Origin of the sequence: Haloferax marinum (assembly GCF_009674625.1) — an archaeon.
Classification (GTDB): domain Archaea; phylum Halobacteriota; class Halobacteria; order Halobacteriales; family Haloferacaceae; genus Haloferax; species Haloferax marinum.
In genome coordinates this window covers 434,581-458,577 of record NZ_WKJQ01000001.1, presented here as the reverse complement: position 1 = coordinate 458,577, position 23,997 = coordinate 434,581, and the positions used below count along the sequence as shown (strand labels likewise).

Below are 23,997 nucleotides of genomic sequence, written 5' to 3'. Positions count from 1 at the left end.
GGTTAGTCGGCGGTGGGTGTTGTACCGGTCGTGCCTGCCCGCATCGATTTGAGGGCACTGTAGACGACAGCACCGGCGACCATCAGCGCAGACCCGAGGATGAGTGCGAGGCTGACGTAGTCGAGAACACCCATACCGAGGTAGTTCCCGGCCTGGCGGACTGCCACGGCGAGCGCACCGAGCAGGAGCATCAGACCGAAGTAAATCTTGATTTCGTCTTCGTCGACGATGGAGGTCGCCGCAGAGCCGACGCGGGCACCGAGTGCAGAGCCAGCGAGGAGCGGAGCGACGATAGAGAGGTCGACACCCCCGGATTGGGCGTAGAGGAACGACCCGATACCGCCCGAGAACATAATCTCGAAGAGGTCAGTCCCGACGGCGATGGGCACCGGCACACCGATCAGGTAGAACAGCGCCGGCATGCGGATGAAGCCGCCCCCGACACCGAGGAAGCCCGAGAGGAGGCCCGTCGCGAACGCGACGGCGAGAATCATCCAGAGCGAGACCTGAATGCCGCCACGGAGGGTCAGCATCGGTGGGAGCGAGTAGCTCTGAATCTTCTTGGCTATCTCTGGAATGTCGTCGGCGTCGATTTCGGCGTCTTCGTCGACGTCGTGGCTCACACCGCCACCGCTGTCACCCTTGAGTGCTTCGTAGGTGACGAACGCGCCGATTCCGCCGAGGAGCAGCACGTACGTGATGCTGATGATGTTGCCGGCGAGACCCAGTTCTTCGAGATAGAGGACGATTTCCTTCCCGACTTCGAGGCCGACGGTCGTCCCGATAATCATCGAGACACCGAGTTTGTAGTCGACCTGACCGAGGTCACGGTGCTTCAGCGTCGCGATGACGGACGTCCCGAAGACGAACGCGAGCCCGGACCCGACTGCCACGCGCGACGGATATCCCATGACCAACAGTGCGGGCGTGACGAGGAACGACCCACCCATCCCGAAGAACCCGAAGAGGATACCGATGAGAAGGCCGAAACCGGCGAACATCACGAGCATCGTGGCCGGGATTCCGAATAGTTCGAACATACTATTCACCACCGAGGAGTTTCATCACTGCAGGTCCGAGAACGCTCTCGAGAACGCCGTAACCAACGTACAGCACCATCGCTTCGACGAAGACGAGGCCGACGAGGGCGGCCGCCTGCGAGGTACCACCTAGCGTTTCGATTCCGAACATCTTACCTGCACCCCGCGGGGCGCGAAACTGATATTGTACGAATCATGCTTTCCTGTACACTGCTGGCTAACCGGAGAGAGGATATAACGCTTTTGGGAACAATGTACAATACCACATCCTCATTGGATATCCATAAGTTATGAATTGGACATAGAAATACCGCCAAACTGTGGCTCAATTTGTACCACGAGGTGTTACGAACAGATATGGCCGCTATCTATGACAAAACAGAATTTTATGAAATGTACAATACAGTATTTGTTCGACAGTGTCGTCGTCGCTGCCACGAACGAGGGTGTCGGGGGTGCGTGAGCTTTCGGATGCCCTTCGGTTATCCGAACACCAGGCGCGACCGGCGGCAGACTGGACCGGGCCGTGGTTCGAGATAGTACGGAGGGTCGAACAGAGAGCAGTGCGCAGACGCGAGAAGCTCCGAAGAAAGTGGGTCAGAGAGGAGACAGACGGCGGTCGACAGAGACGGGCGCGCCGTCGAATAGAACGGTGGTGAGAGTGAGAGTAAGGGTGAGGGTGAGAGTGAGAGTAAGGGTGAGGGTGAGAGTGAGAGTGAGAGCGAGAGTGAGAGTGAGAGCGAGAGTCGTCAGTCGGCCGAGGTTCCGCGGGTGGCACTCTCGGTCCGCCGAGCGCGCCACAGCCCTTGGAGATATGCGCCGAGGAACATCCCACCGATAGCGACGAGGATGGGATAGTTACCGACACCGAGGCTGGCGTACGCCGCTCCAGGGCAGATACCCGAGATGCCCCAGCCAGCACCGAAGATGACGCCACCGGTGACGACGTTCTTGTCGAACGACTTCAGGCGGCGACCGTAGTCGATTCCGGTGAGCGGAGCGCGACGGCCGGTCGCCTCCGCGAGTGCGAAGACGGTTCCAGTGACGACTGCGGCACCGCCCATGACGAAGACGAGGCCGAAGTCGTCGAACTGGAGGAAGTCGAGGACGACTTCCGGTCGGGCCATATTGCTCAGTCCGAGACCGAACCCGAATATCAGACCACCCACGATGATGGTCAGGAGGAATCCGAGTCCGCGTTCGCCGTCACTCATGGCGACACCCCCAGCGCCTGCAGGAGTTGTGCGACGCCGATGGCGACGAGCATGAACGTGGCGACGTTGACGAACGAGGTTCGCGAGCGAGAGCCGACGCCGCAAACCCCGTGACCGGACGTACAGCCTTTACCGACGCGGGTACCGATTCCGACGAGGACGCCACCGACCGCGAAGCGCCACGGTTGGACCTCGGAGACCCACCATTCGCCCCCACCGAGTGTGAGGGTGTAGATGGCGGCACCGGCGACGATACTCAGTGTGAAGACGACGCGCCAGTTGCGCGACGCGACGTACTTCGCCTTGTTGAATCGCGGGAGGTCGGAGACGTACGAGAGCGTCGTCTCGAGGAACGTACTCGCACCCGCGATGATTCCCGTGCCGAGATAGATGATGGCGGTCCCGAGTCCGATGAGGAGCCCACCGAGCGCGTAGTGCGCGACCCCGTTCGGGAAGAGGCTATCGACGAGGAGCGGCGTCAGTCCAGACATTTAGTTCGTCAGTGCTTCGTTGCTGGCCGCGCAGTTGTTCGGGCCAAGTTCGAGTTCGAACGCGCGGTCGTCGTCCGACTCTTGCACACCGAGGTTGGTCTCGATGATGTCGATGTAGTTGGCTGGGCGAGGCGGCATGTCCGAGAGGATGAACTCGACGAACTCGTCTTTGGGCATGGAGAGAGCACCCATGGTGTCCTTGAGTTCCCCGAGCGTGGCCGTGTAAGTGCCGTCTTCGGCGGGGATTGCCGCATCACTGAAGTGCGCAGAGGCGACGATGAAGTGGTCGTCGTGGTTCAGGACGCGCTCTTGCAGCGAGTCGTAGAGCATGCCGGCGGCGTCCGGAGCACCCTCGTCACCATCTTCGAGGTCGGGGCGGGCGACCGATTCGATGAACAGACCGTCACCCGTAAAGAGCACGTTGTCGACCTTGTAGGTCGTCATGCCGGTGGTGTGGCCGGGCGTGTGGATTGCTTCGAGGTCGGTGTCGCCGATGGTGAGCGTCTCGCCGTGGGCGAGGGTGTCGACCTCGGTGTCGTAGTCGACGCCACGGTCGAGGGCCGCTTCGGGGATGACGCCAGTGAGGCCTTCGTCTTCGACCAGCGTGCGAACGCCGCTGATGTGGTCGGCGTGGATGTGCGTGTCGATGGCGTACTTCAGTTCGGCACCCATCGCCTTCGCGTCCTGCACGTACACGTCCGAGAAGTACCGGAGTGGGTCGACGACGGCCGCCTCGTCGCCGTCGACGACGAGGTAGCCGAGACACCCACTGGATGGACGCTGGTACTGTGCGACGACAGCGTCGCCTTCGGTGTCGAGTTCGGTGTACTCGTAGATGCTGGCCCAGCCGTTCATGCCACGTTCGAGAGCAACAGCGTCGTAGCCTTCGTCGATGAGCACTCCAGCGACGTATTCGGAAGAAGAGCCCTTCGCACAGAGGACGACGAACTCTTCGTCTTCGGGGAGGTCCGCGAAGACGTCGTCGTTCAGGTCTTCGTCGAGGAACTCGAAGTAGGGGATGTTGACGTGAGAGACGTTTTCTCCCTCGATGCGCCACTCCTCGAACTCGGAGGACATGCGGTTGTCGAGGATAGTCAGCGATTCACCGTCGTCGATGCGCTCTTTGAGCGTCTCGGGTTCGATGAGGGGAACTTCGACGTCCAGTTCGGGAAGATCTGGTTCAGTCATGTATGCATCCCCCACTATTAGATGGCCCAACTTAAGCGTTTGCATAGTCGTTCAGATTCTCTGCAATACTAAATCGGTCGACAGAGGCCACTGAGTAGTTCGATTACGCACGAGCGAGCGCAGCGTATGAACCTAACCCACGCAACACATCGAGAAACGACAGTGCAGCGGAGCACGAGTCTGATATTGCGCAGTCTGCCCAAGAACCGACACACTTTTAGGAAACACCCTGATATTGTGGGTTACACCCAACACAGGTGAACTCGATACATGACTGAGTACGAAGCAAACGAAACCCTCGACGTGAAAGGACTGTCCTGCCCAATGCCCGTCGTCAAGACCCGCAGCGCGGTCGACGACCTCTCGTCCGGAGAGATTCTGGAGGTCGTCTCCACAGACTCCGGTAGTATGAGTGACCTGAAGGGCTGGGCAGACAGCACCGACGGTGTCGACATGCTCGACCAAGACGAGTCCGAGGAAGACGGCCAGGCACTCTTCCTCCACTACATCCAGAAGGAATGAGCTCAGACGCTGACGCGCCCGTCGAAACGACGACCGCCTCTGTCGAAGACCTCCAGGCCCAGATTCAGGCCTTAGAAGAGGAAGTCTCTGACCTCCGAGAGGCGACCGACGACGGCGGGCAGAAGTCGATGACCATCATCGCGACGAAAGGCACGCTCGACATGGCGTACCCACCGCTCATCCTCGCCAGCACGGCAGCTGCCTTCGGCTGGGACGTCGTGGTCTTCCACACGTTCTGGGGGCTCGACATCCTCCACGAGAAGAAGTCGAAGAACCTCAAACTCAGTGCCGTTGGCAACCCCAGCATGCCGATGCCGAACGCCGTCGCCGCGCTTCCGTTCATGGACAGCGTCGCGACGAACATGATGGAGAAGAAGATAGAAGACAACGGCACTGCGACCATCGAAGAACTCATCGAGACGTCTCTCGACATGGGCGTAGACCTGCAGGCGTGTCAGATGACCATCGAACTGATGGGATACGACGAAGACGAGTTCTACGACGGTGTCACTACCGGCGTGGGCGCGGCGACGGCCATCCAGCACATGGCCGACGCAGACGTCCAACTCATGATCTGACCGCGACTACTCCCTCCCTCGGGACAACCAACCCACCACCATCACCACCACCACCATCACCACCGTCTTCTGACGTTGCTGGTGGGCGTCTCCTCCCTCCGCCCGCCTAGACGTTCCACCCACTTCCAAAGGAGCGGAACCGGTCTAAATCGTGCCCGAACAGCACGTCACCACCGGTCCGACGCTCCAACTCCTTTACTTTCTGCAGGCTATCGAACCAGTGTCTGTCACTCCAGAGTAACCCCGGTCCGAGTGGAATCTCGTCCGCGTAGTTCCCTTCGACGTAACACTCGTCACCGGCGATGAGTACGTCGCCTTCGGGCGTCTCGATGTGAGCACCCATCACGCCGGGCGTGTGGCCCGGAAGGTGGTAGAGACGGAAGCCATCGAACAGCGTGTGTTCGTCACCGTGGACGATACGCCAGTTCAAGTCGTGGTCGAAGTCCGACGCAAGGTAGGCTATCGACCCCTTCGTCGTCTTCGCGGAGTAGTAGGCGAACTTCAGTTCCTCTTCGTGGACGTAGATGGGAACGTCCGAACCAGCGAACGCCTCGAGTCCACCGGCGTGGTCGAGGTGGAGGTGGCTCATCACCACCCCGTCGATGTCGGACAACGAGTAGCCGACTGCGTCGAGGTCTGCTTCGAGTGTGTGCTCTGCGGCGTCGACGTGCGAGAACGCGTCGTACAGCGGCGCAGGCCAGTAGCCGTCTCCCGCCTTCGGATTCGAACCGGTGTCCCAGAGGAGCGTCTGGTCCGGACCGTCGACGACGGCGTTCCAGACGACGAACTCGGCGGTCTCGTGGTCGGGATTCGGATTCGACGCGCTCCCCATCGAATAGCCGTCGAGGACGTACCCCATATCTGCGTAGACGCGACCGCGGTCGACCAAGTGGACGCTACTGTCACTCATACCCACGATTAGGATGGCACAGAGATAACGCTTCAGGCAGATAACGTGTTAGCACACGTCTCTGTCGGCCGCTGAAACGCCGAAAGACGCGTGTTTGGTTGCTTACTGGCCCGGTTGGACTTCTTCGTACGGTTGGACGATGACGAAGCCATCGTTCCCCGAGAACTGAAGTTGGTAGGTCTCGCCCGACGAGCGTCCGAGAAGGCTCTTGATGTTCACGTCACGCTTCGTCGACGGCGACGCGTTGCCGCTCCACGCGACAGTCGCGTTCGGGTCCGTGCTGACGGGGGTCTCCAGTACGATTGGTTCGCCGTGCGTCGTGATTGCGACGTGGCCCGGCCCTTCGAGGAAGACGTTGAACAACCCGCCTGTCGACGCACCGGCGATGCTCTTGAGCATCTTGATGTCCCAGTCGATGCTGTCTTCGAACGCGAGGACGTCGTTTCCGTTGACGCTTATCTCTTCACCAGCGTCGAGTTCGAGAATCTGGACTTCTTTCCCTTGGTCGGCGAGATAGAGGTTGCCCGTTCCGGACGCCTGCATCATCACCTGGCCTTCGCCGGTGGCTTTCTTCTTCAACATCCCCGTCAGACCGCCGGCGGACTTCCGTTCGAACGAGATGTCTCCCGTATAGCTGACCATCGTTCCGGCTTTGGCCATGACGTCGCCGTCGAGCGAGATATCGAGGAGTTTCGAGTTCTCCAGTTCGAATGCTTTGCCACCCTCTTTCGGTGCGTGCGAGTTGACGAATTCTTCGAGTTGCATGATAGTCACGAAGTCGCGAGTAACGACCCTGCGTAGACGACAGTCAGTCCGTCGTAAAACTCTATCCGCCGAAGTGTGGTCGAACTAACCGTTAGAGGCTTCCCTGTCGGTAGACGAGATTCCGCTGAATCTCGTTCGCTCCCTCGTAGATGACGGGGATACGGACGTCGCGGTAGACGCGCGATATCTTGTACTCGTTGAGGACAGAGCGTCCGCCGTGGAGTTGCATACCTCGTTCGGCGACGTCGACTGCCATCTCGGTCGATTTCGTCTTGGTGGCCGCGGCCCAAAAGCCAGCGTCGTCGTTGTTCGCGACTTTTTCGGCCGCGCGCCAGTTGAGCGCCCGCGCCGCTTCGAACTCCATGCGCATGTCTGCGAGGATGTGTTGGACTGCCTGGAACTCAGAGACGGTCCGGCCGAACGCCTCTCGGTCGTGGACGAACGTCCAGGCTTCTTCGATGGCAGCGGCGGCGAGGCCGATGCCGTGGCCGCCGACGACGATACGGCCGTGGTTGAAGAAGTCCGCGAGCATGTAGAACCCGCCGCCTTCGGTGCCGATGAGGTTCTCTTCGGGAACCTCACAGTCGTCGAAGACGATGTGTCCCTGTTTCGACGCGCGCATGCCCATCTTCTCGGGGATGTGTTCGGCGTCGTACCCAGGCGTGTCCGTCGGGACGATGAACATCGAGTAGTTCGAGTAGCGGTCGCCCGAGTCGCCGGTCTTGGCGTAGACGGTGAGCCAATCGGCTTCGACGGCGTTGCCGACCCAGTACTTCTCGCCGTTGAGGACGTAGCCGTCGTCGGTCTTCTCGGCCGTCGTCTCCATCCCAGCCATGTCGGACCCAGTCTGTGGTTCGGAGACGGCGAGTCCCGAAATCTGGTCGTTCTCCGCGATGGGGCGAAGCCACGTCTGCTTCTGTTCTTCGGACCCGTAGTGTTGCAGAATCTCACAGCCGAACGACGCGAGTTGGAGCGTCAGCGCGATGCCGGCGTCGACGCGGTAGAACTCTTCGGAGATGGCGAGAATCTGTTGGAGGTCGAACCCTCTGCCACCGTACTCCTCGCTGATGTCCTGTGCGACCAATCCAGCGTCCATCCCCGCTTGGAGGACGTCGTGAGGGTACTCACCTGACTCGTAGTAGGCCTCGGCGACGGGGGCGATGTGTTCTTCAGCGAACTCGCGTGCCTCACGCTTGACCGCGCGGGCGTGCTCGGGCACGATTGATTCGTCGAGAAGTTCCATACGTCGTTGTGGGCTTGAACACCCAAAATAATGTGGGAACCAGTACAAACTTCAAACGTGTTTGTCGATTATTACCGCACAGGCTTCCACACAGGACGGGATTAGCGCACAGACTACCACACAGGACGGTTCACGCGGGCAGCGCGTGCCGAAGAAAAGTGGCGTGGTCCGGGGTCAGTTCTCCGCTGGTGCGTCTTCGTCGGGCGTCTTCCCTTCGATGAGTGAGGCGTCGTCGTACTCCTCGCGAAGGACCTTCTTGTCGAACTTCCCGGTCGCAGTCTTCGGCACCTCCTCGATGAAGACGACTTCGTCGGGCGTCCACCACTTAGGGAACTCCGAGCGGACGAGGTCGACGACTCCGCTCTTGAGTTCGTCTTGGTCAACTCCTTTCTTCGGGACGATGAACGCGACGGGGCGCTCCTGCCAGCGCTCGTGTGGGACACCGACGACTGTCGCTTCCGCCACACCGTCGTGGGCCATGATGGTGTTTTCGAGTTCGACCGACGAAATCCACTCACCACCGGATTTGATGACGTCTTTCGCCCGGTCGACGATTTTGACGTAGCCGTCTTCGTCGACGGTCACCACGTCGCCCGTCTTCAGCCAGTTGCCCTCGAAGTCTGTCTCGTTCGCGTCGGGGCGCTGGAAGTACTCCGTCGTGACCCACGGACCGCGGACCCACAGTTCTCCGAAGTCCTCGCCGTTCCACGGGACTTCGTCCCCATCGTCGCCGACGACGCGCATCTCCAGACCGGTGACGAGGAGGCCTTGCATACCGCGTTTGTCGTACTGTTCGTCCGTCGAGAGTTCGTCTTCCATCCCCGGTTTGAGGTGTGCGACGGTTCCCACCGGCGACATCTCGGTCATTCCCCACGCGTGGACGACTTCCACGTCGTACTCTTCGTCGAATCGGCGGATGACGGACTTCGGCGCGGCCGCACCGCCGATGACGATGCGTTCGAGCGACGACATGTCGGCGTCGTTCTCGTCGAGATATTCGAGGAGGCCAAGCCAGACGGTCGGCACTCCTGCGGTCATCGTCACGCCTTCGTCTTCGATGAGTTTCGCGAGGTCTGCAGGCGTCGGAGAGGGGCCGGGGTAGACGTGTTTCGCGCCGGCGGCAGTCGCCGAGAACGGCAGTCCCCACGCGTTGACGTGGAACATCGGGACGACGGGCATGATGACGTCGTCCGCGCCGATGTCGAGACCCGCTTGCGGGAGGGTCGCCATCGTGTGTGCCCAGAGCATCTGCTGGGAGTACTCGACACCTTTCGGCTTGCCGGTGGTTCCCGAGGTGTAACACATCCCCGCCGGTTGGTCTTCCGGGAGGTCCGGCCAGTCGTACTCGTCGGGATACTCCGCGATGAACGACTCGTAATCGGTGACCGGTTCGAGGTCGACGTCGGGGACCTCCGACGCCATCACGACGAACTGGTCGACCGAGGCGAACGACGTTTCGTCGTACGCGCTGGCGAGTTTCGGGGCGAGCGACGGGTCGACGAAGATGATGCGGTCTTCCGCGTTTTCGACGATGTACTGGATGTGGTGGTCGGGGAGGAGTGGGTTGATGGTGTGCAGTTGCGCACCCATCGACGGCACGCCGAAGTACGTCTCGAAGTGTCGGCCGTGGTTCCAACAGAAGGTCGCCACTCGGTCACCGTCACCGATACCTGCGTCTTCGAGTGCGCCCGCGAGTTGCGCGACGCGGCCTTCGTACTCGGCATACGTGTACCGTTTGATGCCCTCTGCCGTTCGGGAGACGATTTCACGGTCCGGGAAGAGTTTGCCTGCACGCCACAAAAACGGTCGAAGTGTCTGATTGGTAGCGCCTACCATAGCAACCAGTCGGTGGCAAAACCTAATGATTGTTTGGACGGGTACCGGCAAGACGCAGGCTACTGATTTTCGAAAAACGCTTCGAGAGGTTCACGCGTCGTCGGGGCTGTCTCCGTCGGGGTCGACGTCCGCATCTTGTTCTTCGACTGGTGGTTCGCCGAATTCGAATTCGTCGTCCAATTCGTCAGCGTCGTCTCGAGCGTCTTCAGTTGTCGCTTCGTCCGGTTCACCATCGGACGCAAGGTTCTCGGCACCCTCGTCGTCCGGGCGTTCTTCGGTGTCGTCTGCCGGTCCGTCGTCACCGATTTCGGCCACCTCGTCGGTTGTCTCGCCCGTTCCTTCTACGGGCGTCGAGTCCGGCAGTTCGTCTCCCTCGGTGTCGCTGTCGGTGTCTTCCTCGACGTTGCTCTTGGTGTCTTCCTCGACGTTGCTCTTGGTGTCTTCCTCGACGTTGCTCTTGGTGTCTTCCTCGACGTCACTCTTGGTGTCTTCCTCGACGTCGCTCTTGGTGTCTCCTTCGTCGTCGCTGTCGGTGTCCCCCTCAGCGTCGCTGTCGCCATCGTGTTCGTCGTCGCTCTCGGCGTCGTCGACGACGGGGGGTTCGTCAGGTGGGGTCCCGTCGCTGTCGGAGTCGACTGCTGTCTGTGTTGGTTCCGCTTCCGTGACCGGTAACGCGGCCTCCAACTGTTCGCGAACCGCTTCTCGGTCGATCGTTCCCGAGACCGTTCGGGGGAGTTCGTCTGCCGGTTCGACGAGTCGTGGTATCTTGAACCCGGCAAGTCGCTCACGACAGAACGCGTCGAGAGAAGACCGGTCGAGTCTGAGGTCCGGGTCACTCAAGACGACGAGCGCGCTCACGCGCTCACCCCACTCTGGGTCGGGGATGCCCAGGACCACCGCGTCTTCGATGGCAGGATACTGACGAAGCACCTCGACGACCTCGCCTGGGTCGACGTTTTCGCCACCGGTGACGATACGGTCGTCCGTGCGATTGAGGACGTACAAGAGCCCATCGTCGTCGCGGTAACCGATATCGCCAGTTCGGAGACCGGCGTCGGTGAACGCGTCGGCCGTCGCCTCGCGATTACTGTAGTACCCAGGAGAGACTGTCAACCCGGAGACGACGATTTCGCCGGCGCTTCCGGGTTCGACGGGCGTGCCGTCGTCGTCCACGATATCCAGGCCAGTGAAGAACAGCGGTCGGCCGACCGTTCCGACAGACGAAAACGCCTCTCGAGGCCTCGCTGTCGCAATCTGGGAGGCCGTCTCGGTCATCCCGTAGGTCGGGTAGACCGGGACAGAGTAGTTCCGACAGCGTTCGATGAGTTCCTCGGATGCGGGCGCACCACCGAGGAGGACGACCCGAAGTGAGTCCGACAGCGTCCCACGGCTATCGAGCATTCGTTTGAGCATCGTCGGAACGAGCGAGACGCCCGTCACGTCGTACTTCCCGATGTCGTCGGCCGCCCCACCGGCGTCGAACCCCTCACGAAGGACGATAGTCGAACCGTAGAGTGGACTGCGGAGAATCGGCCCGATACCACCCATATGGTGCAACGAGAGGGTGACCAACCATCTGTCGCCCTGTGAGAGTCCGAGTCTGAACGAGGACGCGACGGCGTTCGCCAAGACGTTCCCCATCGTGAGTCGAACGGCCTTCGGTGTCCCCGTCGTCCCCGACGTGAACAGGAGTAACATCGTATCTGAGAGGTCCCACTGAACCGGCGTGATCGCCTTCGGTGCGATAGACGAGAGGTTGATGACACCTTCCCATCGGGGTTCGTCCACGGAGACGACGGGGATGTCCGTCGTGGCTTCGACGGCCGTCGATTCTGTGGACTCCCCGCAGACGAGTGCCGTCACGTCTGCGAGTTCGAGATTTCGACCGAGTTCGCTCGGTGTGAGTCGTTCGCTACACGGGACGAGCGTCACGCCGAGACGACTCGCAGCGTGGACGAGACGAACGTACTCGATGGCGGGTTCGAGTACGACGCCGAGATGGTCGCCCGGTCTGAGACCGAGTGCAGCGAGTTGGCCGGCAGTCTCCGAGACGAGCGTGTCGAGTTCACGGAAGGTCATCGAATCGCCCGTCGGTGCGTGGATGAGCGCACGCTGGTCGGGCGTGGTCGCAACCCGGTGCGAGAGCCAGTCTCGCATCGTTCCCGAGAGCGCGTTCGTCGCCGTCGTGGCCTCGTCCGCCGTATCACTGTCGCTCGTCGTGACCTCGTCCGCCGTGTCGCCATTCATCGCCGTAGCGTCCTCGTCCGCCGTACTGCCGTCACTCGTCGTATCACCGTGGTTCGTCACCGTGACCTCGTCGCCCGCCGTGTTGCCGTCGTCGTCTGTCGAATGTTCGGTCATCGAACACCTCTTGCTGGTAAGTGACCTGCCGACGCGAGGTCGAGAGTCGAACCGGGCTGTCTCGACTGTGGAGGGCGGCAGCAGACACTAATGGGAGACAAACTCCACGAGTACGCCACCGGTCGATTTCGGGTGAAGGAACGCGACGTCGTGACCCCACGCACCCGGACGCGGTTTCTCGTCGATGAGGTCGACACCTGCGTCGTGGGCCGTCTCCAGTGCGCCCTCGATGTCGTCGGTCTCGAGCGCGATGTGGTGGATGCCTGGGCCGTTCTTCTCGAGGTACCGACTGATAGCACCGCCTTCGTGGGGTTCGAGTAGTTCGAAGTATCCGTCTTCGAGTTCGAGGAACACGACGGTCATCCCGTCGAACGTCTCCTCGTGGGCCACCGGCGCGTCGAACAACTCTTCGAACAACGCGGCCAATCCGGCGGCGTCCGACGTGGCAATTCCGATGTGATCGAAGTGCATGACAACACCTCTCTGGGCACAACGGATAAACCCAGTCGATTCGTCTATCCTGTCATGATAGTAACTACAACCGAGACAGTCGCAGGTCGTGAGATAACAGAATCACTCGGTACGGTCAGAGGGAATACGGTTCGCGCGCGAAACGTCGGTCGAGACATCACGCAGGGACTCCGTAACGTCGTCGGCGGAGAGCTCAAGTCGTACACCGGTCTCTTGGCCGACTCCCGCGACGAAGCGACAGCACGGATGATAGAAGACGCCGAGTCGATGGGTGCAGACGCCGTCGTCAGCGTTCGGTACGTAACTGCCGAGGTTGCACAGGGTGCCGCCGAAATCCTCGCCTACGGAACCGCCGTCAAACTCGCAGAGACGTCGGAGTCGACCCCAACAGGGGAGTAAGTCCCGTCGGTCCGTGAGCGACACGACGCCCCGAGTATCCGACGCAGTGGTTCGACTGGCAACCGCCCGCGAAACAGTCACTGTGTTCGTCGTCCTCCTCCTCGCCTGGGGTGCGGGGTTTGCTGGCGTCCTTCCAAAGGAAGTGTGGGTCGTCGACTTCCCAGCACTCGCAGTGGCGATGCTCGTCGATACGTTCGCGTTCAACGAGTTCAGTATCCGAGGCGGTTCGGTGTTCTATCCCGCACTCGCAGTGGGGATGTACCTCGAGGCGATAGTCGTCGGTGGCGCAATTCGGTGGGTTCGTCAGCACGAACTGTTCGGCTTACGACGTGATTCGGCCGGGTGAACGTATAAAATTAGTTACTCGTTGTCACGCCGCGTGTGACCACCCCTCACGCCATTCCGGGGTCGTGTTCACCGAACTCTTCGCGGAGGACGCCGCAGACCTCGCCGACAGTCGCGTACGCCTTGACCGCCTCGACGATGGGTGGGATGAGGTTCTCGTCGGAGTTTGCGGCCGCACGAACGTCTTCGAGCGCATTCTCGACGGCCTCTGCGTCGCGGTCGTCTTTGACTGCCTCGAGTGATTCGACCTGTTTCTGTTCTTCTTCCTCGGTGACTTCTTGGACTTCGACGGTCGGTTCTTCGTCCACCTGATACTCGTTGACGCCGACGATGATTCGCTCGCCTTCTTCGACTTCACGCTGGCGTTCGTAGGCGACGTCCTGAATCTCGCGTTGGACCCACTGGTTCTTGATGGCGTCGAGCATCCCACCGCGTTCGTCTACTTCGTCGAGAATCTCGAACGCTTCGTCTTCGATTTCGTCGGTCAGCGCTTCGACGTAGTAACTGCCGGCGAGTGGGTCGATGGTGTCCGCTGCACCGGACTCGTGTGCGAGAATCTGCTGCGTCCGAAGCGCCGTCCGGACCGACTTCTCTGTCGGCAGCGACAGCGCCTCGTCTTTGCCGTTGGTGTGGAGCGACTGCGTGCCGCCGAGGACGGCCGCGAGTGCCTGATAGGCGACGCGGACGACGTTGTTTTCGACCTGTTGGGCAGTGAGCGTCGAGCCACCGGTCTGGGTGTGGAACTTCAACTGCATCGACTTGGGGTTCTCCGCCCCGAAGCGGTCTTCCATAATCTTCGCCCACATACGACGGGCGGCGCGGAACTTCGCCACCTCTTCGAGGACGTTGTTGTGGGCGTTGAAGAAGAACGACAGTTGGGGTGCGAAGTCGTCCACGTCGAGGCCGGCGTCGACTGCGGCCTGCACGTACTGGATGCCGTCGCCGAGGGTGAACGCAATCTCCTGTGCGGCGGTCGAACCTGCCTCGCGGATGTGGTATCCAGATATCGAGATGGTGTTGAACTTCGGCGTCTCCTGTGCACAGAACTCGAAGATGTCCGTGATAAGTCGCATCGACGGTTCTGGTGGGTAGATGTAGAGGTTGCGTGCGACGTACTCTTTCAGAATGTCGTTTTGAATCGTCCCACGGAGTTCGTCTCGAGGGACTCCCTGTTTGTCGCCGAGTGCGACGTACATCGCCAGCAGCACCGACGCGGGCGCGTTGATTGTCATCGACGTCGAGACCTCGCCGAGGTCGATTCCATCGAACACCGTCTCCATATCGTGGAGGCTGTCGATGGCGACGCCTGACTTCCCGACTTCACCGGCGGCCATCATCGCGTCGGAATCGTACCCCATCTGTGTCGGCAAGTCGAACGCCAACGAGAGGCCAGACGAGCCGTTGTCGATGAGATAGCGGAAGCGTTCGTTCGTCTCTGCGGCCGTGCCGAACCCGGCGTACTGCCGCATCGTCCACAGCCGTCCGCGGTGCATCGTCGGGTAGACGCCGCGCGTATACGGTTTCTCGCCTGGGAAGCCGATATCTTCCTCGTAGTCGGTGTCGACGTCGGCCGGTGTGTACAGTCGTTCGACGACGTTGCCTCCGGTGTCGGTCGTGAACTCGTCCGCTCGTTCCCCGAACCGTTCGAGTGTCGGCGAGAGCGTCTCTTCCTCCCACTCAGCTTTCGCCTCCCGAATCTGGTCGAGGTCCTCGGGGTCAAACATGGTCAAAGATGAGAGACCACTCAACTTAAGAGTAGGCGGGATTCAGTCGGGCGGTAACGTTTGCCACCCACGCGGGTCGGCGCGTCGGGTGCTTCGTCAGCTAGCTCGTCGCCCTGCCGTCTCGACCGCGCTCTCGTCGCCGGTTTTTATCGCTCATGCACTCCCTCTGTCTGTATGGACATCCTGACCGAAGAGACACAGCGGTTTCTCGCCGCGACGGCACCCGACCACGACGAGATTCAATCCGAGATGGCGTCGTACGCCGCCGAACACGGCTTTCCTATCATCGGACCGGAGGCCGGCGGCGTCCTGCGCTTTCTGGCGAAACTGGCGAACGCAGACCGGCTCTTCGAATTCGGGTCCGGATTCGGCTACTCCGCGACGTGGTTCGCGAAGGGGATGGCAGACGACGGCGAGTTGTTCTTGACCGAACACGACCCCGACGAACTCGACATGGCGCGTGAGTTCCTCGACCGCGCGGGACTGGCCGACCGGACGACGTTCCTCGAAGGCGACGCGCTCGAACTCGTCGAATCGGTCGACGGCGAGTTCGACCTCGTCCTCTTCGACCACCAGAAACACCGGTACGCCGAGGCGTTCGAAATCGTGCGCGACCGGGTCGAAGTCGGCGGTATCGTCGTCGCCGACAACGTGATGCGCGGCCCCATCGACTTCGGGGCACTCGTCGAATGGGGCGAAGAGACGCCGGCAGCACTCGACGGAACGAACGCGGACACCCGCGGAATCGCGGCCTACCTCGACGCAGTCCGTGCCGACCCGCGCTACGAGACCATCGTTCTCCCCGTGGGGAACGGAATCGCCGTCAGTTCTCGCGTCGAGTGAGGATACTCACACCATCGGGACGGTCGGTTCGGTGGACACGTCGCCAGCGACGTTCGCCACGCTTTTGAGAACCCACCCCGACCCTTCGGGTATGTTTGGAGGCGGCGGGATGAACCCGCGCAAGATGAAGCAGATGATGAAGCAGATGGGTATCGACGTCACCGAGCTCGACGCCGAGGAAGTCGTCATCAAGACGGCCGACGAGGAACTCGTCTTCTCGGACGCGCAGGTCACGCGCATGGACGCGCAGGGCCAGGAGACCTACCAAATCGTCGGCGAACCCGAGACGCGTGAACTCGGCGCTGGAGACGACGAGGAAGACGCGGACGCCGACGACGGTGCAATTCCGGAGTCCGACATCGAAATCGTCGCACAGCGCGCCGGTGCCTCGAAGGACGAGGCCCGCGAAGCGCTGGAGGCCGAAGACGGCGACCTCGCCGCGGCCATCGCACGACTGGAGTGATACTCCTCGTCCACGGCGACCGAGAGTATCTCCGCGCACCCGGCGAGGAGTTACACACCGACCTCGGGATGCTGACGGTCCCTGCGGACGTCGAAGCAGGCCAGACGCTCGAAACCCACATCGGCGAGGAGTTCCTCGTCCGCGAACCCCGCGGGCCGGACCTCTTCAACCACTTCGAGCGAACTGGTGCGCCGATGATGCCGCGCGACATCGGTCTCATCGTCGGTCACACCGGCATCGCCGCAGGCGAACACGTCCTCGACGCCGGAACCGGAACGGGCGTCCTCTCGGCGTATCTCGGCCGAATGGGCGTCGACGTGACGACGTTCGAGCGAAACGCCGACTTCGCCGACGTCGCCCGCGAGAACATGCGTCTCGCAGGTGTCGAAGACCACGTCGACGTTCGGACCGGTGACATCACCGACGAACTCGACGACCTCGACGACGGCAGTTTCGACGTGCTCACGCTCGATACAGAGAACGCACCGGAAGTCGTCCGCGAGGCACCCGACCTCCTCGTGACGGGCGGCTACGTCGCCGTCTACTCCCCGTTCGTCGAAGGGACCCGAGCGACGGTCGAAGCAGCACGCGAGGCCGGTCTCTCAGACGTCGAGACGTTCGAGACGATTCAGCGCCACATGGACTTCGGTGAGCGCGGGTCGCGTCCCTCGACCGCAGGCGTCGGCCACACGGGCTATCTCGTCTTCGCCCGCAACGAGTAACCGAAAGACCGTCGGTTCACGACGTGTCCGCCGTGTCGGTGCGCGAGAGAGACGCCTCACTCCATGCGCCGAATCACGCGGAACAACTCTTCTCTGAAGCGCTCTGGGTCGAGTGCGTCGCGTAGTGCTTCGGCCGTCGCTCCATCTCTGTCGATGACTTCTTTTGGATACGCGCCGCCCAGTAGCAGATACTCCCCATCGTGGGGGGTGATAGAGAGATACGCGTCTGCGGCGAGTCGAACGCCAGCGAACGTCACCTTCGTATCGTAGTGGATGACTTCGGCTTCACCGTCGGGGACTGCGAGCGAGCGACGCCAGTTTTCGTGGATGTCGGAAAAGCCACGCTCGGTAAGTTGGTCTTTGAATCCAGAGGCAGCGCCGTTCACGACGAGTCGAGTGAGCGACTTCGACGGCGGGGTTCGCGGTCGGATTTCCAGACGGGTCGCGAAGAGAAACCTCCACGGGCCATCGGCGTCGGTGGGGACACGCTCTCGGATGGTTGCGTCCTCGTAGACCACGGTCCGTGCGACGACGTGGATGAAACCGAGTTCGAACGGACGGTCGACAGACTCGTCGACGCGGACCCACCCGTCGAGGGAGGGGAGTGTCGGTGGGGGCGGCACGTCGGCCATACCCCTTAGTACGGACGCAAAACGGAAAAAGGCGAACTGCTCAGTGGTCGTCTTCGCGCCACTTGTGGTCGCACTCGACACACGTGAAAAAGCGCGTCTCGGACTCGTCAGCGGAGCGAATCTGCTTCATCTCGTAGCGTGCCACGTCGTGGCCACAACTCGGGCAGATTGCTTTCGTCGTCGGGCCAATCTCACCGGCGTCCACGTCGGACATGTCGACGACTTCGCTCGACTGTTGGCCTTCCGTGGTGACCATCGTCTTTTCTTTCTCGCTGTCGCGGTCTTTCTCGTGACCGTTCGAACAGACCCAGACACCGTCCTGCGGTGTCATGAGGGACCCGCATTCGTCGCAGAACTCCATGATAGTACGTCCTACCGCTTGAGGCACTTAAGCGTCCGGATTACGTCGTCTCGAAAGAAGGAGTCGGCACGTCGGAGCGAGACCGGCTCAGGCGTCGCCGTCGGACTGTCCCGGTTCCCCGAGCGCTTCGATGGGGAGTGCGTTGTTTAGTTCGTAGAACAGGTCCCGAGAATCGACGAACTCGTCGGTGAAGCACGTGCGGATTACGTCACCAAGGTCGGCGTTACCATCTGCAAACAGAAGTGTCACACCGTCGAACGCGTCGGCCGCGTCTCGTCGCGTCGTCGGGTAGGAGATGTCTTGGAGGATGGGTTCGACACGACTCAACTTGATTGAATCCTGCATGATTATTCATTACACATACAGCTACTTAGCAGTTGTAGGACACGTGCTAACACAACCTCCGCCGTTTGCCGACAACAGTACTCGTAGCCGAGCAACTCCCACTGGAGGGCCCGGTGTGTCGGTGGTTACTCGAACTCGGGGTCGCGCTTGTCGATGAACGCGTCCATCCCCTCTTTTTGGTCGTGCGTTCCGAACAGACCGCTCCAGACGCGCGCTTCGAAGTCGAGTGCTGCGTCGCGGGGTGCGTCGTGCGACATGTTGATTGCGGCCTTGGCCGCGGCGAGGGCGTGCCGTGGTTTGGCGGCGAGGTCCGCGGCGAGTTCTTCGACGTGGGAGTCGAGTTGGTCGTGAGCGACCACCTCACCGACGATACCGTACTCGTGGGCGTCGCTCGCATCGACGCGCTCGCCGAAGAAGATGAGACGACGCGCGAGTTCGTCTCCCACGAGGGCAGGGAGTCGGATGCTGCCACCCCATCCGGGCATGATTCCGAGGTCGATTTCGGTCTGTCCGAGGAGCGCGCGCTCGGAGGCGACGCGAAGGTCACACGCGAGTGCGAACTCCATCCCACCACCGAACGCGTAGCCGTTGATGGCCGCGATGGTCGGTGCCGGGAACTCTTCAAGGCGGGAGGCGATTCGGTGGCCCTGCTCGGCGTACTTCTGTGCGTCGGGCGTTCCGATGTCTTTCATGTAACTGATGTCGGCACCGGCGATGAACGACTTGTCACCCGCACCGGTGAGGACGAGCACTCGCGCACCCTCTGCTTCGGCCTCGTCGAGCGCCTCTTCGAGCGCGTCCAGTGTGTCTGTGTTGAGTGCGTTCATCCGGTCAGGTCGGTCGATAGTGATAGTCGCGATGTCGCCGTCCCAGTCGAGTCGGAGTGTCTCCCAGCTCATGGCTGAGCCGACGAGTGGTGAAGGGATAATAATTAACGATTGCCCTGTTTTGCTGAGGATTCCAGAACAACGTTATACGTCCCCCGTCGAATCACCCGCATATGACGCTCTCCGACGAGGCGAAAGAACGACTCGCCGACATCGTCCGCCTCCAACCGACGAAGAACAAAGAGTTGCAGAACCGATGGGAACTCGAAAGCGGCAGTGAGGTCCACCAGTATCTCGAATCTGAACTGAAAGACTACTACTACCGCGACGACAACAGTCTCATCCGCGCGACGGCCGAAGCGGCGGAACTCGTCGGTGTCGAACCCGGCGTCGAAAGCGACGGCGAAGAAGAGTCGGTTCCGAGTGTCATCCGCGTCCCCGACCTCGAAGCCCGTGTCTTCGAAGTCGTCGCAGGACCGGACGACCGTTCCGAGAGCGTCGTGAGCGTCCTCAACAAACTCCGCGAGTCGTTCGACATCGACCCGGACGTCGACGACGTTCGACGCGCACTCCAGAGTCTCCGTCGGAAAGGTGTCGTCGAAGTCGTCTACCGGACGGTGCCGACGTTCAAACTCGCGGTCGGACGCGACGAAGTGGACGTCGAAGTGGTCTAACGACGTCGCAGAACACTCAGTCGTCGTGCGTTCTCCTCTTCTCGAACACCCGTTTTCGGGCCCGCTCTCGACGTGATTCGAGTATCTGCCGCAGTCCCTTTCCTGGCCCGCCCTCGATAGGCCATCCGTTCGTCCGCCATATGGGCGGTTCGGGTTCGAAGTCGGTACACGAGTGTGCACACTCGCGTTGACTCTGATAACACTCCTTGGCCGCACACCGAGGGACGAGTGCCATTCCTCGCCGACTCAGTTCGAAGTGCCGACAGTCTGGGCGCATCGTATCGAGATACGCCCGCCACCCGCGGTCGTAAGCGCGCTCTGCGAGGACGAGTCGCTGCCGGGCGTCCGCGGGGTCAGGCGTGAGTTTGCTCGGGTGCCAGAGAACGTCGGCAGCGTCGCCATCGACCGCGAGGATGCCGACTTCCATCGGCAGGTCTTCGAGCAAGGCAGGTTCGACTCGTCTCCCGGTCGCTTCCGTCGCGACCCACACCTCGTCTGCGAGCGCCCGCGACACGTCGTGTTCTAACTGGTCTGCGAGTGCGCGGGCGGCGCTGGCGTCTAAGTTCGGTTTGTTCTCGATGGCGACGATTCGCTCGACCCAGTCGGGGTACGGCGCCACCTGTTTGTACTCGACGCGATTTCGTGACCCGCGGCGTTTCTCGACGACCCCACGGCCTGCTGCACGGTGGACTGCGGGCACGACGTGTCGCCACGGAAAGTCCGGTTCTGGAATCGCGTCTCGATACCACTGCCACTCCGCGGGAGCGTGGCGGACGACGCGCAAGAGGTCAGAGTCGAACCCGTCGGCCGAGAGGGCGTGTCGCGCGGCGAACGCGTCGGGGTCGACTTCGATTACGACGGTGTCCCACCGACGGTTCCGCGTGCCGAGTTGTCGAGCGACTATCGCGGGGCGCGGGCCGTCTGGATGCCACGCGCGTTCTGCCCAGCGACAGACGCGAAGCTCGAAGGCAAACTCCGGGTCGCGGTCGGTGGTGTCGCTCACGAGCGGGAATCAGTGTGTGGGACCGAAGACGTTTCGGTCCCGGAGACACGTCTCGGACGGCGCGAGTCGCGTCGCTCGCGACTGTCCTGAACGACCGAGTCGCGGCGGGCGACTGCCGTTACTTCAGGTACTTGTGCTGGCCTTCGTTCGTCGCCGCGAGTTCGTCGAGGAACTCGTGGGCACGCTCGAAGATTTCGCGCGGACCATCCTGCGTGATGGTGTTGATTGCCTGCTCGTAGTCGCGCCACTGGAGGTCACGGTGCTCCGTCGAGAGCTCCGCGGACGCCTCGAACGAGCGTGCGATGAACAGGTGAACCGTCTTGTGAATAGTCGTACCGTTCGCTTCGAAGACGTAGCTGTAGTCTTCGCGGAAGCCGTCGATGAGACGGAAATCTTCGATTCCCGCCTCCTCTTTGACCTCCCTGATTGCCGTTTGCTGGAGCTCCTCGTCCCCTTCGACCCCGCCTTTCGGGAACTCCCAGTCCCCAGGACGGCTCTTCAGGAGTAAATACTCCCTCCGGCCGCGGGTGTCGCGGAAGAGGATGGCGCCAGCGCTGACCGCTTCGACTGCCATTACCCGAAATAAATGTTCCACCCTTTAAGAGGGTATCGGAGAATGCACCACGTTGGCACAGTCGTTCGTGCAGATTCCGTGTGTGGCCTCACCCCGCTCGTCGCCTGCTGACGTGTCTCACCGTCACGATGCGCCGACTCTCCGAGTCTGTGTAGATGCGCTTTTACCGTCGGAGCAACCAAGAGACAGGTAGTACCCAGCTATGACCTTCGTCACAAAACTCACCTTTCAAAGCGGTGACAAGGCTGTTCTCGATAGAGTCGTCGGCAACCTGAAACAGTTCGTCGAGCGGAAAGGTGCCGAATGTCGCGGCCCCCACGCCGACCAGCCGAAACGCACGAGCGTCCCGCAGTATCGCTCGCTCCAACCGGGCGACGAGTTCTCGTCGTGGAACTACACCGTCTACACGCGCCGGCTCGAAATTCACGGCGCAGACCACATCGCCCGCGAAGTTGGACACAAAGATTTCCCGGACAGCGTCCACGTCGAGATAGAAGTCGAACAGAAGAAACCACTCGGACATCGTCGAAACTGACGACCTGTTTTTCGACACCCGACACCACGTCGCCGACGTAGGTTCTGGCGCGACGACGCCGTTTTCTCGTTTTCCGTTCCGGTTCGTTCGAAAAAGAGGTACGTTTCGTTCGCGTTAGACGTCCGTCCCGAGGACGTCGACGACTTCGCCGGTCCCTTCGTAGGTGGCGTCGTCGAACGACGTCACTCTCACTCGAACCTTCGTCTCGATTTCGAGTCCCTCGGCGTCGTCGATGCGGAGCACCGAGTCACCGATGCGGACGGAGTAGCCGTCGTCGTCGCGGTGGGTCACGTACGCCGTAATCTCTTCGCCCGCTTCGAACGTGGGCGTCGCGGTTCGGAACGTCCAGCCTGCGAGGAGTTTGTCGAGTCGGCTCATACGCGACTCACCTCCTCACTCGTGCGGTCAGAGACGTACTCGCGGCCGTAGCCAGTCCACGCGGCGAAGAGGAACACACCCACGAGGAACCAGCCGTGGAAGACGTACGGCCAGACGCTCGCCGGGTTGACGACCATCTGCTGGGTGAACCACGGTGTGGCCTCGCCGCCGACGAGTCCCTGCATGGCACCGAGGCCGGCGAGCAGGCCACCGCCCCACGGGAAGATGTAGCCGAGCGCCGAGGTGTTGGCGTCGAGGATGTTGGCGCGGCGGTAGCCGTTGATGTTGAAGCGCTTGCCGAGCGTGGCGATGTAGGGCGCGATTGCGATTTCTGCTGCCGTGTTGATGGTGACCGTCGCGTTGACGAGCGCCGTCCCGAGGACCATCGTGGTCTCTGCGCGGCGAACCGTCGTCGCGATGCGGTCGATGAGGAGTTCCTGAATCGCGTCGAACCCACCACCGGCGCGCATGATTTCGGCACCGGCGACGAGCAGGAGCGTCAGCACGATGAGCGGGAAGAAGCCCGCCGCACCGGAGTAGATGCTTCCGCCGACGCCGACCTGCGCAGCAGGCACCGTCTCGACGAACGCGCCGACGACCGGCAGGGACGCGACTGCCTGCGTCAGTCCGTTCACTGGCGCACTGAACAGGAGCATGCTTCCCACCGAGACGTCCACGAGACCCGCCGCGCCGAGGGCGACGTTGAACAGCGCCGCCGCGAACAGGCCCCACGAGATGGCTTCGATGATGTGGCGGCCGCGAATCGCGAGGACGATGACCAACGCGATGTCGAGCAGGTGGACGAGTCCCCACGCGGAGACACTCGCGTCTACCTGTCCAGTCACGTCCGCGTGCGGCATGCCACTCCAGACGCCGGGGATACCGAATCCGGCGACGAGGTAGGCCGCGATTGCGAGCGCCGCCGCGACGACGGCGTACTTCACACGGGACGCGACGACGCCACCGATGTCGGCGTCCTGCGTCACCGCAGAGACGATGGTCGTGTCACTCACGGGGGCGAGGTTGTCACCGAAGACAGCGCCCGAGAGGATTGCGCCAAACAACAGTACAGGATTCGCACCGAGGAGTAGCCCCGCAGGGAACACGAGGCTCGTGAAGGCAATTGCAGTGCCGTAACCAGTGCCGATGCCCGTCGCGAGGAGCGCGGCCAAGAGGAACGTCACGGCCGGGAACAGCCCCGGACCGACGTTCAGGATGGTCGCCGCCCACACGAGGCCATCGACGAAACCGCCGACTTGGATGGTTTCAGCGAACATGCCCGCCCAAAGCCAGGCGACGACGGCCGTCGCGGCCACACGTCGGGTCATGCCTGCAAAGATAACGTCCGCATAGTCCTTCCAGTCTCCCCGGACGAACAGCATTCCCACGATGAGTCCTGTCAGCATCCCCGCGACGAGGCCGGTCGTATCGCCTATGCCGAGGATACCGCTCTGGAAAATCGCCCACGCGATGAACAGGGCGATAGGGAGCGCACTGACGAGTCTCCCCCCGCGGAAACTGAGCTCTATGTCCGGTTCTTCTGGCATCGTCTG

General features: G+C 61.7%; 29 protein-coding genes. 9 read left to right on the top strand and 20 right to left on the bottom strand.

The features are described 5' to 3' along the window. Positions 1-2 precede the first annotated feature (2 nt). The 5 genes from GJR99_RS02305 to GJR99_RS02290 all read right to left on the bottom strand — a co-directional run bounded on the left by GJR99_RS02305 (position 3) and on the right by GJR99_RS02290 (position 3,933). A complete protein-coding gene (locus GJR99_RS02305) occupies positions 3-1,040 on the bottom strand; it encodes a sulfite exporter TauE/SafE family protein (protein ID WP_151109063.1) in 1,038 nt (345 codons plus the stop codon). Position 1,041: 1 nt separating this feature from the next. Continuing rightward, complete coding sequence (locus GJR99_RS17345; RefSeq protein ID WP_191967054.1) at positions 1,042-1,191, bottom strand: DUF7512 family protein; 150 nt, start codon at positions 1,189-1,191, stop codon at positions 1,042-1,044. Between the two features lie 598 nt (positions 1,192-1,789). Continuing rightward, positions 1,790-2,254 (bottom strand): YeeE/YedE family protein, encoded by a 465-nt coding sequence (locus GJR99_RS02300; RefSeq protein ID WP_151109062.1) that lies wholly within the window; start codon positions 2,252-2,254, stop codon positions 1,790-1,792. After that, entirely contained in the window at positions 2,251-2,745 is a 495-nt protein-coding gene (locus tag GJR99_RS02295) for a YeeE/YedE family protein (RefSeq protein ID WP_151109061.1), read from the bottom strand. The genes GJR99_RS02300 and GJR99_RS02295 overlap by 4 nt, the downstream gene beginning before the upstream one ends. Beyond that, complete coding sequence (locus GJR99_RS02290; protein ID WP_151109060.1) at positions 2,746-3,933, bottom strand: MBL fold metallo-hydrolase; 1,188 nt, start codon at positions 3,931-3,933, stop codon at positions 2,746-2,748. Positions 3,934-4,203: 270 nt separating this feature from the next. Between GJR99_RS02290 and GJR99_RS02285 the strand changes: the two genes are divergently transcribed. Together GJR99_RS02285 and GJR99_RS02280 are read left to right on the top strand one after the other, a co-directional pair. Further along, the gene (locus GJR99_RS02285) at positions 4,204-4,455 is read left to right on the top strand and encodes a sulfurtransferase TusA family protein (RefSeq protein WP_151109059.1); all 252 of its coding nucleotides are present in this window, start codon (positions 4,204-4,206) and stop codon (positions 4,453-4,455) included. Next, on the top strand, positions 4,452-5,033 hold the full coding sequence (locus tag GJR99_RS02280) for a DsrE/DsrF/DrsH-like family protein (protein ID WP_151109058.1): 582 nt from the start codon (positions 4,452-4,454) through the stop codon (positions 5,031-5,033). Before GJR99_RS02285 ends, GJR99_RS02280 begins: the two co-directional genes overlap by 4 nt. Positions 5,034-5,139: 106 nt before the next feature. Here GJR99_RS02280 and GJR99_RS02275 read toward each other — a convergent pair whose 3' ends face one another. The 6 genes from GJR99_RS02275 to mce form a co-directional block, all read right to left on the bottom strand. Next, positions 5,140-5,943 (bottom strand): N-acyl homoserine lactonase family protein, encoded by an 804-nt coding sequence (locus tag GJR99_RS02275; RefSeq protein WP_151109057.1) that lies wholly within the window; start codon positions 5,941-5,943, stop codon positions 5,140-5,142. Positions 5,944-6,045: 102 nt separating this feature from the next. Next, complete coding sequence (locus GJR99_RS02270) at positions 6,046-6,708, bottom strand: AIM24 family protein (protein ID WP_151109056.1); 663 nt, start codon at positions 6,706-6,708, stop codon at positions 6,046-6,048. A 91-nt stretch (positions 6,709-6,799) separates the two neighbouring features. Beyond that, positions 6,800-7,951, bottom strand: coding sequence for an acyl-CoA dehydrogenase family protein (locus GJR99_RS02265; RefSeq protein ID WP_151109055.1), 1,152 nt, complete (start codon positions 7,949-7,951; stop codon positions 6,800-6,802). A gap of 174 nt (positions 7,952-8,125) precedes the next feature. Beyond that, complete coding sequence (locus tag GJR99_RS02260) at positions 8,126-9,787, bottom strand: long-chain fatty acid--CoA ligase (protein ID WP_151109054.1); 1,662 nt, start codon at positions 9,785-9,787, stop codon at positions 8,126-8,128. Between the two features lie 90 nt (positions 9,788-9,877). Continuing rightward, positions 9,878-12,034: an o-succinylbenzoate--CoA ligase gene (menE, locus tag GJR99_RS02255; protein ID WP_151113804.1), complete on the bottom strand. Its 2,157-nt coding sequence runs from the start codon at positions 12,032-12,034 to the stop codon at positions 9,878-9,880. Between the two features lie 201 nt (positions 12,035-12,235). Beyond that, the gene (gene mce / locus GJR99_RS02250) at positions 12,236-12,619 is read right to left on the bottom strand and encodes a methylmalonyl-CoA epimerase (RefSeq protein WP_151109053.1); all 384 of its coding nucleotides are present in this window, start codon (positions 12,617-12,619) and stop codon (positions 12,236-12,238) included. Positions 12,620-12,673: 54 nt separating this feature from the next. Between mce and GJR99_RS02245 the strand changes: the two genes are divergently transcribed. Together GJR99_RS02245 and GJR99_RS02240 are read left to right on the top strand one after the other, a co-directional pair. Continuing rightward, positions 12,674-13,018: a YbjQ family protein gene (locus GJR99_RS02245; RefSeq protein ID WP_151109052.1), complete on the top strand. Its 345-nt coding sequence runs from the start codon at positions 12,674-12,676 to the stop codon at positions 13,016-13,018. Positions 13,019-13,031: 13 nt separating this feature from the next. After that, entirely contained in the window at positions 13,032-13,364 is a 333-nt protein-coding gene (locus GJR99_RS02240) for a hypothetical protein (protein WP_151109051.1), read from the top strand. A gap of 46 nt (positions 13,365-13,410) precedes the next feature. Here the strand turns inward: GJR99_RS02240 and GJR99_RS02235 are convergent, their stop codons facing one another. Then, entirely contained in the window at positions 13,411-15,087 is a 1,677-nt protein-coding gene (locus GJR99_RS02235) for an acyl-CoA mutase large subunit family protein (RefSeq protein ID WP_151109050.1), read from the bottom strand. Positions 15,088-15,261: 174 nt separating this feature from the next. On the opposite strand from GJR99_RS02235, the gene GJR99_RS02230 reads away from it, so the two are divergent. From GJR99_RS02230 to GJR99_RS02220, 3 genes are all read left to right on the top strand, one after another. Further along, entirely contained in the window at positions 15,262-15,930 is a 669-nt protein-coding gene (locus GJR99_RS02230; protein ID WP_151109049.1) for an O-methyltransferase, read from the top strand. A 91-nt stretch (positions 15,931-16,021) separates the two neighbouring features. After that, the gene (locus GJR99_RS02225) at positions 16,022-16,393 is read left to right on the top strand and encodes a nascent polypeptide-associated complex protein (RefSeq protein ID WP_151109048.1); all 372 of its coding nucleotides are present in this window, start codon (positions 16,022-16,024) and stop codon (positions 16,391-16,393) included. Next, positions 16,390-17,115 carry a tRNA (adenine-N1)-methyltransferase gene (locus GJR99_RS02220; protein WP_151109047.1) on the top strand — a complete coding sequence of 242 codons (726 nt, stop codon included), beginning with the start codon at positions 16,390-16,392 and terminating at the stop codon, positions 17,113-17,115. The genes GJR99_RS02225 and GJR99_RS02220 overlap by 4 nt, the downstream gene beginning before the upstream one ends. Positions 17,116-17,171: 56 nt before the next feature. On the opposite strand, the gene GJR99_RS02215 is transcribed toward GJR99_RS02220, so the two are convergent. The 4 genes from GJR99_RS02215 to GJR99_RS02200 all read right to left on the bottom strand — a co-directional run bounded on the left by GJR99_RS02215 (position 17,172) and on the right by GJR99_RS02200 (position 19,352). Then, positions 17,172-17,747 carry a DUF6517 family protein gene (locus GJR99_RS02215; RefSeq protein ID WP_151109046.1) on the bottom strand — a complete coding sequence of 192 codons (576 nt, stop codon included), beginning with the start codon at positions 17,745-17,747 and terminating at the stop codon, positions 17,172-17,174. Between the two features lie 40 nt (positions 17,748-17,787). Next, complete coding sequence (locus GJR99_RS02210; RefSeq protein ID WP_151109045.1) at positions 17,788-18,108, bottom strand: transcription factor S; 321 nt, start codon at positions 18,106-18,108, stop codon at positions 17,788-17,790. An 87-nt stretch (positions 18,109-18,195) separates the two neighbouring features. Continuing rightward, positions 18,196-18,453 carry a DUF5789 family protein gene (locus GJR99_RS02205; protein WP_151109044.1) on the bottom strand — a complete coding sequence of 86 codons (258 nt, stop codon included), beginning with the start codon at positions 18,451-18,453 and terminating at the stop codon, positions 18,196-18,198. A 125-nt stretch (positions 18,454-18,578) separates the two neighbouring features. After that, entirely contained in the window at positions 18,579-19,352 is a 774-nt protein-coding gene (locus tag GJR99_RS02200) for an enoyl-CoA hydratase/isomerase family protein (RefSeq protein ID WP_151109043.1), read from the bottom strand. A gap of 101 nt (positions 19,353-19,453) precedes the next feature. Here GJR99_RS02200 and GJR99_RS02195 point away from each other — a divergent pair, with 101 nt between their 5' ends. Then, positions 19,454-19,954 carry a DUF5797 family protein gene (locus GJR99_RS02195; RefSeq protein WP_151109042.1) on the top strand — a complete coding sequence of 167 codons (501 nt, stop codon included), beginning with the start codon at positions 19,454-19,456 and terminating at the stop codon, positions 19,952-19,954. A 16-nt stretch (positions 19,955-19,970) separates the two neighbouring features. Here GJR99_RS02195 and GJR99_RS02190 read toward each other — a convergent pair whose 3' ends face one another. Beyond that, entirely contained in the window at positions 19,971-20,957 is a 987-nt protein-coding gene (locus tag GJR99_RS02190) for a DUF5787 family protein (protein WP_151109041.1), read from the bottom strand. Between the two features lie 118 nt (positions 20,958-21,075). Next, positions 21,076-21,531: a bis(5'-nucleosyl)-tetraphosphatase gene (locus tag GJR99_RS02185; RefSeq protein WP_151109040.1), complete on the bottom strand. Its 456-nt coding sequence runs from the start codon at positions 21,529-21,531 to the stop codon at positions 21,076-21,078. Positions 21,532-21,733: 202 nt separating this feature from the next. On the opposite strand from GJR99_RS02185, the gene GJR99_RS02180 reads away from it, so the two are divergent. Continuing rightward, positions 21,734-22,066, top strand: coding sequence for an uS10/mL48 family ribosomal protein (locus GJR99_RS02180; RefSeq protein ID WP_151109039.1), 333 nt, complete (start codon positions 21,734-21,736; stop codon positions 22,064-22,066). Between the two features lie 114 nt (positions 22,067-22,180). Here GJR99_RS02180 and GJR99_RS02175 read toward each other — a convergent pair whose 3' ends face one another. Together GJR99_RS02175 and GJR99_RS02170 are read right to left on the bottom strand one after the other, a co-directional pair. Continuing rightward, on the bottom strand, positions 22,181-22,444 hold the full coding sequence (locus tag GJR99_RS02175; protein ID WP_151109038.1) for a DUF7513 family protein: 264 nt from the start codon (positions 22,442-22,444) through the stop codon (positions 22,181-22,183). Then, complete coding sequence (locus GJR99_RS02170) at positions 22,441-23,991, bottom strand: Na+/H+ antiporter NhaC family protein (protein WP_151109037.1); 1,551 nt, start codon at positions 23,989-23,991, stop codon at positions 22,441-22,443. The genes GJR99_RS02175 and GJR99_RS02170 overlap by 4 nt, the downstream gene beginning before the upstream one ends. Positions 23,992-23,997: the final 6 nt, after the last annotated feature.